At 38.8% G+C, this 19998-nt stretch carries 14 protein-coding genes and 1 CRISPR repeat array; of the genes, 1 reads left to right on the forward strand and 13 read right to left on the reverse strand.

Going from position 1 to position 19998, the window contains the following annotated elements:
• The 9 genes from AB0756_RS33150 to AB0756_RS33190 all read right to left on the reverse strand — a co-directional run bounded on the left by AB0756_RS33150 (position 1) and on the right by AB0756_RS33190 (position 12308).
• Complete coding sequence (locus tag AB0756_RS33150; protein WP_038093400.1) at positions 1-1965, reverse strand: RAMP superfamily CRISPR-associated protein; 1965 nt, start codon at positions 1963-1965, stop codon at positions 1-3.
• Positions 1966-2001: 36 nt separating this feature from the next.
• Complete coding sequence (locus tag AB0756_RS33155) at positions 2002-2442, reverse strand: hypothetical protein (protein WP_038093397.1); 441 nt, start codon at positions 2440-2442, stop codon at positions 2002-2004.
• Positions 2439-3323, reverse strand: coding sequence for an RAMP superfamily CRISPR-associated protein (locus AB0756_RS33160; protein WP_038093394.1), 885 nt, complete (start codon positions 3321-3323; stop codon positions 2439-2441). The genes AB0756_RS33155 and AB0756_RS33160 overlap by 4 nt, the downstream gene beginning before the upstream one ends.
• A gap of 27 nt (positions 3324-3350) precedes the next feature.
• Positions 3351-4394: a CRISPR-associated protein (Cas_Cmr3) gene (locus tag AB0756_RS33165; RefSeq protein WP_038093392.1), complete on the reverse strand. Its 1044-nt coding sequence runs from the start codon at positions 4392-4394 to the stop codon at positions 3351-3353.
• Positions 4361-6121, reverse strand: coding sequence for a Cas10/Cmr2 second palm domain-containing protein (locus AB0756_RS33170; RefSeq protein ID WP_050045349.1), 1761 nt, complete (start codon positions 6119-6121; stop codon positions 4361-4363). Before AB0756_RS33170 ends, AB0756_RS33165 begins: the two co-directional genes overlap by 34 nt.
• A 264-nt stretch (positions 6122-6385) precedes the next feature.
• Positions 6386-6847, reverse strand: a complete 462-nt coding sequence (locus AB0756_RS33175; protein ID WP_167844721.1) for a hypothetical protein — start codon at positions 6845-6847, stop codon at positions 6386-6388.
• Positions 6848-6915: 68 nt separating this feature from the next.
• Positions 6916-9205: a CRISPR direct-repeat array (repeat unit 36 nt; unit sequence GTTTCCAATTATTCCGAATTAACCCAATCGGTGGGG).
• Positions 9206-9423: 218 nt separating this feature from the next.
• Positions 9424-9699 (reverse strand): CRISPR-associated endonuclease Cas2, encoded by a 276-nt coding sequence (gene cas2, locus AB0756_RS33180; protein ID WP_038092877.1) that lies wholly within the window; start codon positions 9697-9699, stop codon positions 9424-9426.
• A 477-nt stretch (positions 9700-10176) separates the two neighbouring features.
• Positions 10177-11181 carry a CRISPR-associated endonuclease Cas1 gene (gene cas1 / locus AB0756_RS33185; RefSeq protein ID WP_167844722.1) on the reverse strand — a complete coding sequence of 335 codons (1005 nt, stop codon included), beginning with the start codon at positions 11179-11181 and terminating at the stop codon, positions 10177-10179.
• 176 nt (positions 11182-11357) lie between these two features.
• Entirely contained in the window at positions 11358-12308 is a 951-nt protein-coding gene (locus AB0756_RS33190) for a reverse transcriptase domain-containing protein (protein ID WP_167844723.1), read from the reverse strand.
• A 138-nt stretch (positions 12309-12446) separates the two neighbouring features.
• Between AB0756_RS33190 and AB0756_RS33195 the strand changes: the two genes are divergently transcribed.
• Positions 12447-13478: a M48 family metalloprotease gene (locus AB0756_RS33195; RefSeq protein WP_038092862.1), complete on the forward strand. Its 1032-nt coding sequence runs from the start codon at positions 12447-12449 to the stop codon at positions 13476-13478.
• 129 nt (positions 13479-13607) lie between these two features.
• On the opposite strand, the gene AB0756_RS33200 is transcribed toward AB0756_RS33195, so the two are convergent.
• From AB0756_RS33200 to AB0756_RS33215, 4 genes are all read right to left on the reverse strand, one after another.
• A complete protein-coding gene (locus AB0756_RS33200; RefSeq protein WP_038092858.1) occupies positions 13608-15110 on the reverse strand; it encodes a TIGR03985 family CRISPR-associated protein in 1503 nt (500 codons plus the stop codon).
• Between the two features lie 135 nt (positions 15111-15245).
• Positions 15246-17318 (reverse strand): WYL domain-containing protein, encoded by a 2073-nt coding sequence (locus tag AB0756_RS33205; RefSeq protein ID WP_038092855.1) that lies wholly within the window; start codon positions 17316-17318, stop codon positions 15246-15248.
• Between the two features lie 208 nt (positions 17319-17526).
• Positions 17527-17928, reverse strand: coding sequence for a hypothetical protein (locus AB0756_RS33210; protein WP_237265916.1), 402 nt, complete (start codon positions 17926-17928; stop codon positions 17527-17529).
• A 369-nt stretch (positions 17929-18297) separates the two neighbouring features.
• Positions 18298-19845 carry a C2 family cysteine protease gene (locus AB0756_RS33215; RefSeq protein ID WP_408019905.1) on the reverse strand — a complete coding sequence of 516 codons (1548 nt, stop codon included), beginning with the start codon at positions 19843-19845 and terminating at the stop codon, positions 18298-18300.
• Between the last annotated feature and the right edge of the window lie 153 nt (positions 19846-19998).

Consider the following 19998-nt stretch of genomic DNA (forward strand, 5'->3'; position numbering starts at 1 on the left):
TTACCAAATCTTTGTAAATCCACTATTATCTTTAAGAAAATTCAAAAATTTTGTTGTTTCTGAAGATTCATCGGAGAAAATAGTAAGTAACTCCACGTAACCATCTCCCCTCACAATCTCCTTATTGTCATTAATAACAAAACGTGGATACATTCGATGCCAAATACGTCCTGTATTTCCCATACTTCCCGCTAAAAGTGATTTTTTAATCGTATCCTCTCCTCTATAAGCATCATGAAACCAGAGAATAGCTTTACTTTCACCATTTTCAGCAAAACGTGCCCATACTTGCACTTTTGGCGAATACCAAGCTTCACGCCAGTGTACTATGTCACTATTTTGATCTACTTGATTATGAGGCTGATTTTTTGGAAGATTGTCTGGACGTTTTGGTGGAGGTTTGAGATGAGGACTTTGACTTTGATTGGATAAATTTATTGATGGACTTGTAGTTGTTTTTATGGGTGTACTCATGGGTGTCTTAAGGACCGTTGTTACATCACGATTTACTCTCTTATGTTGCGGTATCCAACTACAAATTATCTCTCGTATATCTTTAATATATCCAATAATATCTTCGAGTTGATTAACAGGATAATATGCTAACTTATCAAGAAATTGCCAGTGACAGCCAATCACTTTATCACTATGATTATTAAAATATTCTCTGTAAAATTCTTTGTGACAAACTCTGCGCCATGATTTACCAAAACCACCAAATAACATGGAAAATTTTATCAAAGTGTCAGCAGTTCTTAATAATTTTTCTTTCTCTGCACTCTCTATCTCAGGATGCATACAAAAAATATTTAAAATACCTTCTGACAGTTCATAATGTCCGGGATTATTTTGGGAAATAATTTGTGAAGGCTCAAAATCAAAATCTATTCCTAATAATCCGACAATTGAACCTGTTGAATCTTTATCTAGATTTTTGTCAGCAAATCCACCCCATAATTTTTGAGTAATTTGCTTTGCTGTTCCTTCGTCAGTTAATCCTCCTAATAAACGTAAGGTGTGACCGCGCAAAGCAGCTTTGAACATATTAGGACGAAATTCTGGGGTACGATTAACTAATTTTGATATTGCTCCTTGTCCTTTTAGCTTAACTTGTAATAATTGATTGGGATGATGACTCTGATTAATTTCTAGAGATCTAAAATAACCGTAACTAGCACTGACTCTAGAACCAAGCCCACAAGCTAATGCTCTTTCCCAAATTATTTTAAGTATGTTCCACTCTGATTCATCTAGCTCTATGGTACTGGAAATACCAAATCTTAATGTAGTTTTATAGAGGGATATCATGGAATTTGCATTAGTTGGTTTATTCCTATCGTCTTTAATGACTTGTTTTATTTCTTGACTGTGGATAATATCTACTAAGCTTTTTGTCCAGTTCATATTGACTGGATAAGCACCATGAAAGCGCAAAATCCCAGGTTCGCTACTACCATCTGCTAGCTTTTTACCGCAATATTTTTCTGCTTCTTTTTTCCCCTGTTCTTTCCCATAAAATTGCTTGCAAGCACGAATAAAAGCACCTTTCATACTTGCACCCGAGAAATAGGGAAATCCTTTAGCACCAATAATCGGACGTATGACACCCTCATCTTGTCCGCTATTGGAAACTAATCTCCATTTAATTGAATATGTCCATGTTTTTACATTAGAGCCAAATTCTGGAAATTTGAAGGTTGTACTTTCTGGGGGTTTTGCGTTTGGTTTTGGACGTGCTACAGCTTGATTGTTGTCCTGCTGTGAATTAGATACAGCTTGATGCTTTTGAGATTCTTCTTGAGGAAGTAAATCTTTAGGAAAAACATCCTTCCACTCATCAACCCATATCTCAACATCCTGACGCTTATCTTTAGTTGTATTTTTGCGTTTGTCAACAACTCGCTGAATTTGGCAACGTCCTCCAACTTGAGCGCGGAACATCATTGGTACATTTTCATCATTCATAAGTTATTTTCCTTTTTAATTTTTTTATAGAATTTTCTATGACTTCTCTTGCACTTTCTTATATCGCTGCGTCCACCAAACTAAACTGTCACAAAATTGAGTTAAAACAGCTAAAGTTATTCTCTGATGTTCTATCGGAAATTTTTCCCTATCCCAAAATTTAGCTGTCATTTTTTTAATATCTTCGGTTTTAAAGTTTTTGCCATCACGATCTATTTTTTCATTTGGTACTTCAATTCCTGCTTTCTTCATAATTTCTACTAATTCTTTCCAAGTTTCTAACCAAAATTCTCCTTTGATGTAATCCTCAGTATTTTTATCCTTACTCATTAATCGTAAATGCTCTCCCCAAAACCTTTCTAAGCCATAAGCAGCTGTGACACGCATTTTGTGAGATTCATTTAAAACTTCTTTATCGCGGTATTTAAGCACAATATTTTGTGCTTTTTCGTCTAATTGGTAAGAATTCCAAGTCATGATTTTTTCTCTTTAATATGTAGAATTGTTAAATGACAATGACCTAAACCTATAGATTCGAGTCCACCCAGATAAATTTCTCCACTTAATGCACCCTGAATTGGTTTCCAATCCCAATCTTTATCATGGAATTTAATAGCAATTGGAAAAGCTAAAATAGTGCCTTCTGGTAAGGCTTCTGTATTAAAAAACTGTCCTTTTTTTGCCCTCTTCATATCGTCTTCTAATGCAACTCGACTCTGGCGATATAAAGCCATATCGTGAATCATAGCTATATCATTATCATCCACGACAACTGCAGGTAAATTTTTATCCAAAGGGAACCAATCTGATAAATTTTCTGATTTTTTAATTTCTAAAAAACCGAGGTTAAAAAAGAGAAACTTTTTACCTTTTAATTTATTATCTTTCGACTCTAACGCTTTGTTCCATAATTCTTGAGAAGCTGTATATTCTTTAGGAATCTCGCTATCTTTTTTATTCAATCTAGCTATCCGGTTATACCTTTTGAGTAAACTAGGACAACTTACCCATATAATGGGTTGTCCCGGACAAAAAACAGGCAACCAAACAATGGAAGCGTGTTCTAATTTAATAACAGCTTCACTAGTACTATCTGGTTGTCCCTGTTCAGCTTTTTTCCCATACCAAAAATCTTCATCTAGTTCTGGAGGAATTGTTTCTCTTCGCTTTTCTAAATAACCACGATATTGACGCATATCGGCTCGCAAACGACCGCGAATTGAGCTACCATTAATAATGCCAGTTTGGGTAAATTGGTCGCGGAAGATAAGGTTTAAGTTACCGTTTTCTTCTCCAGCGGTTGCACCCACGTGAACTGGTGCTAGAGTCTCAATAATTCCACAAGCTTTTTGATACATTATTTATCTCTCCTATTTAGCTTTTAATTAAGCCTCTTGATATTTTGGTAAACCCGTAATTTCTACAGGTAAACATAAACCACAACCAATTTTTTTTAAGCTGTATCCCTCATTTGGAAACCAATCATCCTTAAATTGACTCCAAGACAAATTCAGAGGTTTTGGTAACACATATACGCTTCCGGCTGGAACTGCATAACGCCCTCTTCCCAATCTTCCAGCTGTACTGTATCGATAAGGTATGGCTTTATCAGTTAATAACTTAGTTTTAGCTTCTGGAAAATAAGATGACAAATCTGAATGTTGGGGAAAACGAAAAGAAAAGCGCGTTGAACCCCATATAGCAGGAGTAATTAAAGCAAATGCTTGTTTTATTGGTTGCTTGAAAAGTTCACATACTTCTTTCTTTTTTATTTCTTGGCATTCAATTTCAACAATATGATTTTCTCCACCAAAGCGGTACCATCCACTATCTAGTTCATGACTTGATAAATAAACTAAACAAGTATTTTCAGGCATTTGTACGGCACGTTCTAAAAACAAACCATCTTGAGATTTTGAATGTCGCTCGCTATCTTTCATGTGAGGATGGAGAAAAGATACATAATCCCAAGGATGAGTTGCACATTCCAGTTTTTTCTTACCCCAGGAAGTAATAGTTTGCCATGTAAAAGCTACTTCTAATTTATCTTCACAATCTTGATATTGTCTTTTGCGCTGCCAATTTTCATTTCGATCTAAAACCCACTCGTCTGTATATTTTTCCTTCTCTCCACCAATAATTCTATGCCAAGGAATTGGTACATAAAAATCTTGTTCGTATTTAGATTTAGCCCAAAATGCTCCTGCAGTATGTAAATGTTCGCTGAGTTCTTTATGAATTTGATTTTTCTCTCGCTCTGTTAAATTCTTTCCTGTTAGTTTAGCACTAAAAAATAACCCGGAAAGTGCTGCTGCACTCGGTGGAAATTTTTCCCCAGAATGACCAACTAAATTTTCTGGTGAAAGAAATGCACCTGCACTACCATATAGAAAACCTAGTGGTTTAATAATGATGAGGTATTTGAACATAAATGCCAACCAATTGTAATTAAATCTTCTATCCAATTAATCATCAATGAAGCTTTTTGAGCCGAACTTACATCATCACTTGCACCTACAAGTAATGTTTCATGGGCTATTAAGATTTCCCCAAAACCAGGAAAATAAATGTCAAAAAATTTTAGAAAATTTCGACGATTATCAAGAATTTTGCTTTGAATAGCAGTATGACTATCAATGTTCTTTCGATGACGGTTTTCTGTTAATCCAAAAGCATGGCGTGCTTTCAGTTGGGCTAAATCGCTAAAGATATGCGTCCAATTTGGTTCATAGTTGGTATCTCGACCTTTACATTCCCACTTTTGATAAGTGTTACCATTGAGATCGCGATAACTTTTGAGGATATGCAAATACTTCCAAGGACAAGTCCAATCCACATACTGTCCGCTGTTAAATACGATTCGGATTGTCACGCGATCGCGGTTTAATTTTTTGGCTTTCTGTTGTGCTTGACGACAATGTTGTAATACATCTCGCTGGGGAACACTCCCTGCAACCCAGACAAAACCTACACTAACATTAATTTTTCCTTCGTGTTCGTGCCATTTATCATTCAATGTCATTAACCATTCCAATGCAGCCAAGCCAGAATTGGGTTCTTCGGGTTTTTTACTATAAATTACACCTAAAAAATCATCACCACCCGCATAAATGACTCTTCCTAGTTTTTGTTTTGGTAAACAACTGTAAAAATCTTTACCCCAATTACGTAATTTTCTAGTAAATACCTTGATTTCTTCTTCTGCGTTTTCACTATTAGCGATTTTTTTCAATTTTTTCCCAACTTCATCCCCATCTCCCATAAACCAGCCTGTCCATTGTCCGGGTTGAGTTTCAGTTGGCTTGCGACGAATCTCTTTAAATCCTTTGGGTAATCTTCCAAAATAAGAATTTTTTTCACCAATTGCTATTCCTATATTTCTTCTCACATCCTCGCATGTCACAAGACGTTTAACTAATTCAGGAATACTCAATTGTTCGTTCAGTGCAACAAATTTACCTTCTGGTTGAACTTCTTCCTGGGAATTATCTTCTTCTAATTCCTTTGCTTCTGGTTCATCTTCTTGGGAATTTTCCTGATTTTCAGTTATGTCTGCTAGTGATTTATAAAACTTTCGGATATCATCAAACTCAGAGCGGTAGGTCAAATTTTTTGTGATTGGATTGCGATTTTTCCCCCCCAATCCCGGAAATGCAATTCCATCTGTACCCGTTAAACTGGAACTTTCACCAATCCAATTAATTGCAGTCCAAGCACGAGAAAGTTTGCGGGTTTCCAAATCCTCCATTGCAGATGCGATCGAATTTCCTATCCCCCAAAATATTTCCCAAGTATGCTTTCCCCAATGTGACCATTCACGTTCCCATTCATATTCATAATTAGGTAATTCTTTCTCAATCCAGGTACGACAGACTGAGAGAATATTTTGCCAAGCCGTTAATAATACCTCCCGTGCCATCTCTTCGGTAAAATGACCTTTAATTAGGATGCGGTTCGGCATTCCTTTTTGGACATTGATGTTTGCTGGAGAAATTACTTTCACGTCATCTTGGCTATGAGCTGCTAAAACTATCTGCTGACTGAGATAGGACAAAATCAACGATGCACCATACAAGTCCCTCAACTTCCGCGATTTTTCGATAAATCCTTGCACGGGTGCAAAGGTAATTGCCGTATAGATTGCTTCATCAGTCATACTCTGACTTTAAGGGGTAATAACTCAAGATGGAATATTTAGATACAGAAGAATCGTATAATGAGCAACTTGAAATTGCTGAAAAATACTGATTCTTTTTATCTATGTAACAATAAGTAAAGATGAAAAGTAACAAAGAACTGGTTTTCCTTTTACTCGTTAATCTTCAGCCTATTGCTCGTCATCTCAAGTGTTACAGAAATGACTGGAATTGCAGCAGTGCTTGATGCGAATGACGAAAATGTAAGTTTTCCCACCGTAAGGCTATTGACCGAGCGCTATCCTGAGAGCCCCTGCTGCAAGGTTTAGCTCAAATTGATCTGCGTTCTCTAATGCCCATTCGCCAGAGTTCTTGAGTCGTTTAAATGTCTTGGGCGGATCGTTTTGCAGCGCAGCCATTTCTGCTGCTGCAATCTCTCCTACAGCATCTATTTGTTCTGATGTGACTGCGTTTTGCTGCATTTTCTGTTTCAGGTCACCTAATTCCTGAGCCAAACTACTTAAATCGGAATCTGCTTTCGTATAACTTTCTTTTGCAGTGTTAAAAATTGACTGAACAGCTTCTTTATCGTTCATAACTTGAACAACTGCTGCTTTGAGATCCTCTTTTTTAACTTGTCCCGCACCTCTATTTTCAAGTAATGCTGCAAGTGCTTTCATATAAATATAGCCTGCTGCGATCAAAGCTGCATAAACTGTTGCGCTCATTAAAGCGTAGGAAGTCACTGTACCAGATCCAGGTAAGAACTTTAGAGCAGATCCGAGTTTAAAGACTGCTAGTACAGCATGGAGGAAATAGCTATAATTCCGAATTAACCCAATCGGTGGGGTGAATCTGAAAAGAAAATTCACCTTCAGATCGAGTTGTTTCCAATTATTCCGAATTAACCCAATCGGTGGGGCACAAAGCCTAAGCCTTGGGTAGATCCAGCGTCAACGAGAGTTTCCAATTATTCCGAATTAACCCAATCGGTGGGGTCTCGTGGTGCTGCTCGCTTCCTTACTGCCTGCTCAGGTTTCCAATTATTCCGAATTAACCCAATCGGTGGGGGAGCAAGGCAAGGATAAAGATAAAGATAAAAAGTAAAGTTTCCAATTATTCCGAATTAACCCAATCGGTGGGGCAACCCAACGGTTAAGGGTTGGGTATCTCAGTTAGTTTCCAATTATTCCGAATTAACCCAATCGGTGGGGCTTATCTGACATCCAAGTCTTAGGAATCTTAAAAGGTTTCCAATTATTCCGAATTAACCCAATCGGTGGGGCCGGACGATCAGAAAGCAGTAGCCACAGATACAGTTTCCAATTATTCCGAATTAACCCAATCGGTGGGGCTGCTCCAGGGATCGGGGTTGAGAACGGCGGATTTGAGTTTCCAATTATTCCGAATTAACCCAATCGGTGGGGCTTTTACAGGCAAGGCCACTACGAAGCTTATAGATAAAGCCGTTTCCAATTATTCCGAATTAACCCAATCGGTGGGGCTGGAGAAAAGCCACCGTGGCACTGTCTACCCAACAAGTTTCCAATTATTCCGAATTAACCCAATCGGTGGGGTAACGGAAATCTGGCATACGCCAGAGCCGCCGGGTTTCCAATTATTCCGAATTAACCCAATCGGTGGGGCAATAGCGGAGAGATCGTTACCTGGTGCTCCGCTGTTTCCAATTATTCCGAATTAACCCAATCGGTGGGGATTTTCCGACGGGAAAGGAGGTTATGTAGACCATATAGGTCCAGTTTCCAATTATTCCGAATTAACCCAATCGGTGGGGTCACTTGCGGTCTGAGTGCCGCAAGCTAGTTCCTTCACGTTTCCAATTATTCCGAATTAACCCAATCGGTGGGGTCAAATAAACCAAACTCACGCTTGGGCATACACGTTTCCAATTATTCCGAATTAACCCAATCGGTGGGGTTTTTCTGGCTAGCGGAGTCGAAAGTTGACTCCAAACGTTTCCAATTATTCCGAATTAACCCAATCGGTGGGGACAGCTTCGGGTCTGCAACCGAGCGGCCCAAGCTCGAAGTGTTTCCAATTATTCCGAATTAACCCAATCGGTGGGGTGCTGCGGCACAGCCCCGCTGCCGCAGCTTCTCAGTTCGTTTCCAATTATTCCGAATTAACCCAATCGGTGGGGGGGGAAAAGTAATCGTCAACATTTCAGAGAACGCAAGTTTCCAATTATTCCGAATTAACCCAATCGGTGGGGCGTACAAGTCTTGGATAAACATTACCGACATCGCGTTTCCAATTATTCCGAATTAACCCAATCGGTGGGGCCAATTAGCCATTGCGTCTAGCAGGCGCCCTCCTTGACGTTTCCAATTATTCCGAATTAACCCAATCGGTGGGGAGTTTATAAAACAAAAAAAATGTCTGACACTACATTCAAGTTTCCAATTATTCCGAATTAACCCAATCGGTGGGGAAATTATTCGGGAATTGCAAGAAAAGGAGTATGAGGTGTTTCCAATTATTCCGAATTAACCCAATCGGTGGGGAACTTATTGAGGTGACCGACACCAAGCCGGCTGTGAAGGTTTCCAATTATTCCGAATTAACCCAATCGGTGGGGGTATGCAATCAACATGAATGAATCAATAGAAAGCAAAGGTTTCCAATTATTCCGAATTAACCCAATCGGTGGGGGGTAAGAGCTAAACGCCCCGCGAGGCTCCTTGTTTCCAATTATTCCGAATTAACCCAATCGGTGGGGTTTTGCTTTTCATGGCTTGGTCGAAGCCGCCCAAAAGGTTTCCAATTATTCCGAATTAACCCAATCGGTGGGGGTAAGGGTAGGTAGGCTTAAGCGGATCATCTTTGATGTTTCCAATTATTCCGAATTAACCCAATCGGTGGGGTTTGGAGGTGGTGTAGACCAGATTCCTGCGGGAAGTTTCCAATTATTCCGAATTAACCCAATCGGTGGGGAAAAAAATGAACAACCCATATCCTGACGCAATGAGTTGTTTCCAATTATTCCGAATTAACCCAATCGGTGGGGTAGTAACGGAGGTACTGGCTTTCTGTCGGCGGATCTTCTTGTTTCCAATTATTCCGAATTAACCCAATCGGTGGGGAGTTCGTCTAGCAGCCCTTACCCAGTAAGGATTTCAGACTGCAAATCGACACACCTCTCAAAAACATTGTAAATCCTGTCGAAAATTTAGTAAAACACATACTTCAAACCCTTACATAGCAAGCAATCGACACACTTCAACGAAAAATATAGGGTTTGGGCGATTTGCCGGAGTGTGTAGATGAACTAGTAAAACTTCCTCTTCAATTTGCCTCAAACCTAGATAACGTAGTAGTTTGGCGGTGGTTGAGGTGATTCACCTCCAATAGTCAACACTCTCTCAACAGCTTCTTGAGATATCCAATAAAATCGGACATTATCTTCCACTGGCTTGACTAATTTTTTAACCTTTTCATATAGTTGTCGCATTTCGTCCAAACTTAAAAAACATTCAAATACAGAAAATTGAACTCTTCGTCCATACCCTTCTAAAAAATTGGATAATTTAGTTCGTCTCTTATCATTAGGAATATCATAAACAACAACAACTAGCATTGAAATACTTAGCAAGTATAAATTAATAAAAGTATAATCTATTTGACTAATACTGAATTCTCGTCTTGTATCCCCTTTATCATTTAGTCCGCGTAGGCGGTGAGTCCAGCGCTGTAGGCGGGTTTCCCGCCGTAGGCGACTGGCGAACCCGAAGGGACTTCGTTTGTATAGCCGCGATTACGAACATCGCTAGGCTAAAAAGGGGTTAGAAAACCGAATTTAGTATAAAAACTCCCAATCGATCGCTATTCAAAATAATTTGCAAAATTTCCAGCAAATTGCAACTTAATAAGGTACAGATTGTTGTAAGGGCGCAAGGAATTGCGCCCCTACCCATATACTTCATTTGCCTGCAAATACTGTATTAGCTTAGCCTATACTCATACCTCATAAATCCAACTTTATTTCCAATATGAGAGCGTTAAGCGCAACCTCATATAGAATTAGTATCAGGATTATTTGTTATCCATGCAATAATTAAGCAGGTCTTAAAAACGCTTCATAGGGAATTCCTAATAGTAAATGACGCTTATAGCGTCTGACTTGTAATTGAATTGCATGACGATAGGTAACTTGAGATTGCAAATCTGGATGAGATGTTTCCTCATTCATACGAACTTCAAACTGTTTTAGAAAAATTCGTCTAGAAGATTGATTTAAATACACTCCTCCCGTACTCGATAAGATATCGAAGTCTTGAATTTTAAATTCATAGTTATTGATGATTTTCAAAATTAAACTATCGACAATAACAGACCGAAATTCCTCCATCAAATCGAAAGCTAAATAAGGCTTTTGCCTTTCTCCATAGTGAAAGTTACCAATATAAGGAGAAAGCCCTTCAGCAATAATAAAACTTAGGACATTATTAAACAAAAGAGTATATCCAAAACTTAATAAAGAGTTGATTGGATCGGTAGGCGGTTGACGATTGCGAACAGAAAATCCAAAATTGGGATTGGTAATTAACTCGCCAAAGGCAGGAAAATACCGAGCAGCAGTAACTCCTTCATAACCGCGTAGAGAATCTAAATCATCAACTAAATTTAGAGCAGCAATATCTTGACCAATCCCATAGATCGCCTTATCAACTCCTGCAATTTTCCGCTTTCGGTTAAATCGCATTAATAGCTGCTTGGAATTGACTAATTTTCCGCAAACAATTGCTTTTGATACCTGAAGTTGAAATTCATCACTGTTTCGTTTTTCCATTTGCACTAAATGATTGTCGAGATTTGTTGACTCCTCACTTGCTAAATGTCCGTGATATTGACCCGATTGATTTAGAAATAATACAGATATTTTTTCTTGCAAGCAGGCGTTAATTACGGGAGTGGAGAGTTGAATATTGCCAAAAATCATAATTTGTTCGACTTCTCGAATTGGAATTTCGAGTTTTGGCTTTTCGCTGACATGGATCACAAAACGTTGGTAGTCTTTATAAATACTCGTTCCTTGTTCAATCAAATAAATTGCAGCCATGTCTCTATTCCATATATTCTTTTGTAAAGGACTGTATCGATCGCTGTTATCTTCTAAAACGACTTCGGTGTCTGTCTCTGACAGAAAGGGTTGATGTAGAAATGCAACATTGCGTTGCTGTTCTGGAAACTGTTGTTCTAAAAACTCTTCTGTTTCCGGCTCTGTTTCTATTTCTATTATCTGATGTTCCGGTGATAGGATAGTGGCAGTTTTTTTTTACGTTTATTTTGCCGTGACGGTTGTGCGTCTTCGTATTTCAATTTTGGTCGATTTGTATCGACTGGAAAAATAGCATTATCTAAGAAACCATGACCGAGAAAACAAAAACCTCGCTCAAAAGTTGTAATTTGAGTTTTCTCTTCATTAAGTGTCAAGCCCATGGAATCTAATAAACTCATAACCTCTCTTTGGGCTTGTAAAATTTCTGTTTGAGTACGAGCCAAAACGAGAAAATCATCAGCATAGCGCACGAGTTGCAGTTGACTTGCTGCGATCGCTTCGTCAAACTCATGTAAATAAATATTCGCTAATAAAGGTGAAATCACAGCACCTTGTGGAATTCCTTTTTGGGGTAAAACTAACCCTTCATTAGTTAAAACACCAACCGATATCCACGATTTTATCAAACATAAAATCCCTGGATGGTCGAGATACAAGCGAACTTGTTGTAATAACCTAGAATGCTCTATATTATCAAAAAACTTAGTAATATCCGCATCAAAAACCCAACTATAACCATCATCTCGCAAATCGGCTACTTTTTCAACCGCATTGAGATAAGATAAATTAGGACGATAAGCAAAACTCACAGGCGAAAACTTGACCTCCGCAATTGGAGCAAGTACATTTAATAATGCCTGTTGAACAATGCGATCGCGCACAGTGGGTATTTTTAATTCTCGCACGTTTCCATTTCGTTTGGGTATAACAACTTGTTTGCAAGGTTGGGGTTCGTAGCTACCATTAGCGACAGCATCGCGTAATTGATAAATATTCATTGCTTGATTGCGAGCGAAACCATCGATAGTTTCCCCATCCATACCCGCACATCCGCGTTTTTCTGCTACCTTTTCCCAAGCACGTTGAAAATTGTGCAAAGCGAGGAACTCGCTGATGATTCTTTCCATTGGAACAAATGTGATTTTGAATTTGACGAACCAGGTTTTAGTTTAGTGCGTCCTCGGAAAGGCGAGTTTCCAATGGAATGGTAAATTACAGCATCTTGAATTTTCAAGGCTAGTCATTTATCTCAATGGAGTCAAGCCATGAAATTTAAAAATGCTCGTGGGAATTTAGCAGTCATTGCAATTATGACTGTATTTTGTTTCAGTGTTTTCATTTATGGCTTATGTGCGAGTTACTATGGAATCCTTCTTTTTCAACAAGGTGCGTTCTGTTTTGTCCTTGGTTTGTTTTTCTTAATTTGTATTGGTTTACCAAGTCTTTACTGGGTTGTAACTACAACTTACAGATATTTCTCCGCAGTCCCCACGTATATCAATCAAAGAAATATACGGGTGATTAATCCATTTCTACTTGATGAGAAAGGACTATATTCAAAAGAGGAACAATGGTTGTGTAGCACTATTCGAGATCTTGCGATCGCAGAAAAAATACCCAAGCCTCCTGTAGTCGGAATTGAACTGTGCGATGATAACGCCAACGCCTATGCAGTAGGCGCAACCCGTTCCTACTCAATGGTCGTTGCAACAACAGGTTTAATGAAGCACTTGAATCGAGAACAAGTTGCAGCAGTGATGGCTCATGAAATCGGTCATATTGCTAACTTAGATACCATGGCAAAAACCTTACTATCAGCATCTTGGAGTGGAGTCATGATGGTGCTCTTTGCACCGATGCTGCTTGTGGTGTGGTACTTGGGAAGATTTGTGGCATTGTTAATGTTAGGTGCTGGTTTAATTTATGGCTTGTTTGGAAGTTGGCAAGAAGCAACGGGGTTTTTTACAGGTGTCATCATTTGGATTGTATTGATGTTATTACCATCCATGACCCAATTTTTGGTGACACTCTTAACTTTTTGGCACAGTCGGTGGAGAGAGTATCATGCCGATGCAGTTGCAGCAAGACTCACTAGCGTTGATGCAATGGTGTCAGCCTTAGCAACCCTAGATAGGCTTCCCTTTCAACCACCGAAAAAAGACAGAGAACAAATGTCAACTCTGTGGGTGCGAGTCCCAATGAAAGAAGAAACAGGGACTTTCCACTGGCTCAAACATACTCATCCACCAATTCACAAACGGATGGAAGCTTTGAGACGAGGAATTTATATTAAGTGAGACCATTTTGGATTGTAGATTTTGGAGCAACTTGCTTCAACGGGGGTTCCCTCATTGAAGCAAGTGGCGTGATGGTTGATTGAGAAAGCTGAGAGAGTGCGTTGCTTTGCCTGTGGTGAGAAGATGAGTTTATTTCAATGTGCAACTCACTCTACTTTCCTCATCTTGATAAAACTTATGAGTCTCGCGAACACTCTGAGCGATTCGTTCCCGTAATTCCATTGGTAATAGCACCTCGACATTTGCACCCCAAGCCAGTAAACGCATCATCACGTTATAATCGCGATCGCGATACATGACTGTGTAATATGCATCGTTAGGATATTTCTTCAAGATTCCATGTAAGAATTTTGCTTCCCCATTACTGTTTGCATACTTGCAAATAACTTCTGCAACCTTGTCTGGCGATTTTATTTTAGTAAATGTATCGTGACGAACGGTATTTTGGATGTAACGTTGGTGGTAATCGGCATTAAATCGAAGGAGCATTAAGCGAGAAGCATTATTAACATCAAAACCCCAAGTCTTGCTCATTTCTACTTCAACATCTTCTGGCTGAGGAAGTTGATTTTTTAAATATTTCTCTAATAATTGTGAAGGAATAATTCTATCCTGCCAATCAACAAACAATAATGATTTAATTCTTTCCAAACGATAATTATACCAATTCAACTCGCCACGTGGATTCACTCCATAAGCACAAAGATATTTTGCTCTTTGTATATAATAAATACATACGGGATACACCAAACACTTTTTAGCACCTAACCGAGCGCTTGCATAATGAAGTAGTATTGGTTTACTCTCTGGCTTACACCAATTCTCTTGTAGTTGTTCTTGTAAATTATCGACATGAACTTGAACGTCTTCTGGTAAAATATAGTCAATATGTAAAAATACACGTCGAGTTCCATAAACTTCTGTAGAAATCTTATCAGCGATAGGTGCTAATTTGGGGTCGAGAAAAGTTAACATATCCAATGCTTGAGCTAAGTCCGCGAGTTCGCTAGAACTTAACCCCGGAACAACGGTACTCGATTCTTCTGTCTTATCCGATACCTTTGTTGATAGCCATTCAGGTAATTTTTCAACTCTATAGATAATATTATGTTTGTGAAGTAAAGAATTTCCGCATTTAAGACACTGTTTGGCTATCAGACAGTTTATGTCCGCTTGCAGTGTTTTTCTAACTTTGGCAAATAAGCGATCGCGAATAACTTTAGTAATTGTTGCTTCAGATATATAAATATGTTTCTGTAAATTTGTCAACCAATCATCAACATTAAAATTATAAAATCGCAACCAATCTACAGTTGTTTTATAACAAGGACATAGTTGATGATGTAGTCTTAATATTTCATCATTTTTCTCTAATAAATTTCCTAATGGATGTCCCGATTGAAATGAAGATTGTAATTTTAATAAGTCTTGATTAAAAAAATCTTGACTCCATTGATGAAATGTGAAACCGCTTGTTTGAATGCAGTTCAAATCGTCACTTTCTTCCCCATATAACCAATTAATTAAAACCCATCGTCGCATTGATGTAATTAAGTTTTGGCTTTGATTGAGGGAACCATCAACCAATCGTTGAAGCACGAAGAAGTGAGGAAACAATTGGAGTTTAGACATTGTAGAGCCTCGATATTTGGTATTCTCCAAAATCTTGATTCTTTTTATCTATGTAACACTAGGTAACCAGACTTCATTAGCTTGTAATACTCAGTATTGCAGAAGCGATCGCAATTAGCTTCTGCGTAAAGATTGCTACGTACAATCATAAACTTCAGTAATTTGCGTACCAATTTCTCTTACTTTATTAACTAATTCTGGTGGTTCTATAACTTTTACGTTTCCCCCAAAACCTACAATCCACCGCCAGAGATCGAAATCATCCAAAGACCATTTTGGTAATATGACTTGAAAACGATTGGGAAATCGTTTATCTCCTGTTTTCTCTTGAAAACAAAATATTGATGGGGGAAGATTTAATCTCCCCTTGGACTCCGGACAGGTCATTTTTATTTGTGCAAACCGCTTTGTTCCCTCAACAACAAACTTATATATTGCGTCATTGAACCAAAGTTCTACTGTCACGCAAACTAGGGAACGCTTCTTTTTATCTTGCTTGAGAAACTGGCGTTGGTCAGCAACACTGTAACCTAAAAATAATCCCGCACTGGCTTTTAATAAGGTTTGCAATCGCTGTAAAGATTCTTCTTGTTCTTGTCGCGATCGCGCTTGGTTCTGTGGCTGACCCAAAAACAGACGATCCAACCTCTCAAATCTGAGTAATCCGGGTTCTTTTCCACCAACACACTCATAACCCAAGTACCAAGCAAGGTTGTGAAAAACAATTTGCAAGGGATAGACTAAGAAAAAGCTTTTTTCATCTCCCGCATAGCGCCCGCCATCTATGAAACGATTTAATTCAAGCAATTGACCCCTTGCGATCGCATCCTCTAATTGTGACTGCAACTGCTTGTTTGCCAATGCATCATTGTGTAAATACTGGTTGTTAATAATAGAATGGTGAGCAATAGACCGGACTGGATAGACATTTTCACTGAAATTCAGCAATTTAGTCTGTATCATTCGTTGCTTGAATTGCTCGTAGAAATCTAATAGCACTGGGTCATCAAGACTTTTAGCTTGTGATTGAAGCATTTCAAAAACCCGCATTAATTCTTGTTTGGAAAGAATTCCCGTACCGGAAAAATAACCATTTCGCAGAGGAAAATCAGGTAAGATTTTATAGGGTTTGAGAATTTTCTCTATATCTTTGCGGAGAGTTGCCAAACCATCTCCGTAAATGATTCCGGCTTGCACAAGCGCCTTTGCTAAGGTTGACAAACTTCCACCACTTGTATCGCGAAGGAAGGGATTGTGGAGTATAAACTGAATAATTCCAATCAATCGCTTGAAGGGTTCGGTATCGGAGTAGGGATGAGTGGATGTTATCGGTAAGCCGTCAGGAGAACTTTCTACTGTTAAGGGTTCATTATAGGTAATAACTCCATGCTCTCCGAGCCACTGTAGATCGGCTGCGATCGCATCTTCACAAGCATAAATTTGACTGCGCTTTTTTGCCAAGAGCGCAGCTATTTCAGCAATATCGCTGTTGAAATCCGGTACGCAACCAAAAATAGACTCCAGCACGCTGGGATTGGTTGCACGCAAATTACCAATACCGGGATACTCAACAATTAGGGAAATAAGATGCATTAAACGGTCAAAATCCAGTAACTTGCTGTAGCGATGGAAAACGATGTTAGCGTGTTGCGTTCGGTTCTTTTGGTTAATAATACGGCGCTGCAGTTGGAGACGCTGTTGAAGATATTTTTGAAAAGTTCGAGTATTGGGTGGAAATTTCGTCGTATCAATTTTCTCAACAACTGCAAAACCTTCTGCAGCTAGGGGTGGAAAGTTATGCAGGGATTTGAACATACTTTCAATAATCTCTTGAGGGACAACGCGATCGCGCTGTTGATTCCGGTCGATGCATATATTGAGAGGTGTGTCTAGATACCATGCTACCCAGGTAGGATTTTGTAGAGGCTCTATCATTGAAACCTTTTGCAAAAAATCCATCCGGAAACTGCGTTTGCAGTTTGTTGCATCATAAATGACACCTTTTTGAGATTGTAGGGCTGCAGAGATTTGCGCGATCGCCTCTGTTTCAACTTCACTCCATACACCTTGTGTAACAGGATCGCCGTAGAGTTGAGAACGAATTCCATCAGTGGAGACAATAATGTAACCATCGTTATTTGCGAGTTCAACCGCTAAGGTTGATTTCCCGCTCCCTGGAACACCAATGAGGAAGTGACAGAGGGGCATACTTAAAATTGTAAAATTTGAGGATGAGTCTATCCTAGAGGTGCAAAAGAGTTTTAGTCTAGAGTTCTCGTGCGAATAACAAATCCTTGCAGTAGTTTTTTAGCAAAAGATCTACAGCCTGATTGTCTTGTGGAACAAACATCCTCACCCCGTAAAAATATAAATTTCATAAATGAAGAGAGCGATCGCATGACTCAATCGCCGAGCGCTATCGCTCTACTTTTACCGGAGCAGAAGTCATAGTATTGACTTGCTCTCCAATTTGGTAGATAACAACTGCTTTGACTTTATCTGTACCTACATATCCTGTTTTATTTTTTAAATGGAATGCTTGCTCGGAATTTTCTAACGGACGCATTGTAATTTTTTGTGGGGAATAGCTAAAGTTTTGAGATTGCCCATTACTCACATTGACAATTTTAATTTTTTGAATAGTAATTTGATAATTAGCTTCTTGAGGATTTTCTAACCGGAGAAAAACAGAAGCAAATCCAATGTCGCGGTTGGGGGTTGGCTGTTGTCCAACTGGTAGTCTTTTTTCTTCCCTAGCCAATAGATTCACTTGTGTAATTTGTACGCTCTGAGATTGTTTGGGTTTTTCAGCAGCCATAACAAAGGATGAATTATATATGGGAGATGTGAGAAGTAAATTGACAAAAAACTGGTTAAAATATGCTATGACAAACATGCATGATATTTGGAAGAGCGAGACTTTCATAAGGAGCATCCCAATTTGGATAAAACACGTTTGCGATTGAAATCGCGACTATAGACACTAAGTCCCTCCGGGTTCGCCCTCCTCGCCAGTCGTCAGGGCGCGGGAAACCCCTCCGGATTCTCCAAGAAAAACATCGGGCGATTGAAATCGCGACTATACATACAAAGCCCGCCTGCGCGGGCTTGGTTTGTATAGCCCCAGAATTCTATTCTGACGGAATTTGCAAAAACGGGATGCACCCTTCATAACAGAAGCTTGCTCTTAAGTTGTGTAACTCCAACTTGCAAAACTAGCTTTTAACTCATTAAAAGAAAGTTGTACAGTACCAGGCTTAAATTTACCTTCATAGTAACCTCCATTCATTCCCCAAGGGTTGTAGAGGGTAAACTTTTGAGTCAAAGAGTCGTAATTTGTGACAACATACACGTGATTGGGAACAATATTAGATGCAACTCCAGAAACATAAGAACTTACACCCATAAGGTTACCCGTTTTGTAAGCATTAACCATAGAGTTGAAGTCTAAAGAACTAGAACTTGTATTACGTCCCGTAACGTGAGTCACTACTTTGTTATCTGCGCCATACTCAATACCTAGATAGGAATTAGTATTACTTTGCTCGATCCATCCAGACTCGTTGATTTGAGCATAAGCTTTTTCTGCTAGAGCCACCCATAATTCATTAGATGAATCATTATAGTAACCACCATTAGACTTGGTTTGTTGAGCATAAGCAAAAGTCCCCGATGAAGTTATTGGTAAAAACTTATCTACCGTTACATAGTCAGCAACTCCATTTTTATAAAAGCGCACGGTGTATGTACTGTCACCATTGTCTGTAAACATACTCTGAATTTTACTAGGTGAATGTAAAGCAACTTCTGCTAAACCAGCCATAAAGTAGCAGTTAGCAAGCCCACCTTGGTTCACATCCTGATAACTCACGCCATTTTGGAATAAAAAACCACTCGCTTGTTGGTAAGTGTAATTTACAGGAATTGTTGGGCGATCGCTACCCAAAAACCACTTACCGATAAGCTTTTCCATTTGGTTACCCGTGCTACCAGCAAATAAATTGTCAAGATTTTGACCTTGATATTTTGTGTTAGCAACGTTAGTATTGACAACCTTATCAGACAGAACACGAACATAGTCTGGCATATTAAAGCGATCGGCATTGCTTACAAGTACCCGTAAGTCTTTCAATTCAATAGCATTAATGACATTATCATCTTTAGCATTGCGGAAAATTTCTATCATATCGTTGCGACTGAATTGATTGTCAGCAGCTAGCGCTCTTGCTTTTGTTATCAATTGTGGATCGCTCAAATTTTGACTAAACCAATCAGTGGTTTGAGTAGAGCTATTACTGTTACCAAAATCATTATTAAGTTGAGTAAAATAACTTGTCAAACCAAACTCATTGCTAGGTTGAGGCGATAAACGAGTATCCCAAGTCATTTGAGTATATCTAGGCTCTACACTATTAAATTTAGAGCCTGTGATATCTTCACCTCTGTTAACTAAAACATTAGAATTGGAGCTTTCAATCAATGGTGTATATTCATCTATTGAGAAACTGTCGAGCATTAAATTAGAGCTGTAACAACTACCAAAACTCAATCGGTTTACATCATTAGAGCCAGACAGACCTGCGAAATTCTCATAAGTTTGCGTGCTAGCAGTCAGACCTAAACCTGTATTTAGTATGTGCTCTGTACCATCAAACTCAAACATACACGGACACTCCTGTATTGCTAGTGATTTGAAAGGTTTTAAGTCATTAGCAGAAATACTTTTTAACAGCATTTTCACCTAACTAAATCACACGGTTTGTGAGGGTGCAATGATTTGCGCCCCCACCAGTGCGTTCTTTAAAAATGGCTGTAAGTACTTCTTAGAGAATTTATCCTGACAAAAACTAGACTACAGGCTCCAATGCAGTAGCGTTACTCATTTTAT

This window comes from Tolypothrix campylonemoides VB511288_2 (assembly GCF_045999855.1).
Taxonomy (GTDB): domain Bacteria; phylum Cyanobacteriota; class Cyanobacteriia; order Cyanobacteriales; family Nostocaceae; genus Scytonema; species Scytonema bouteillei_A.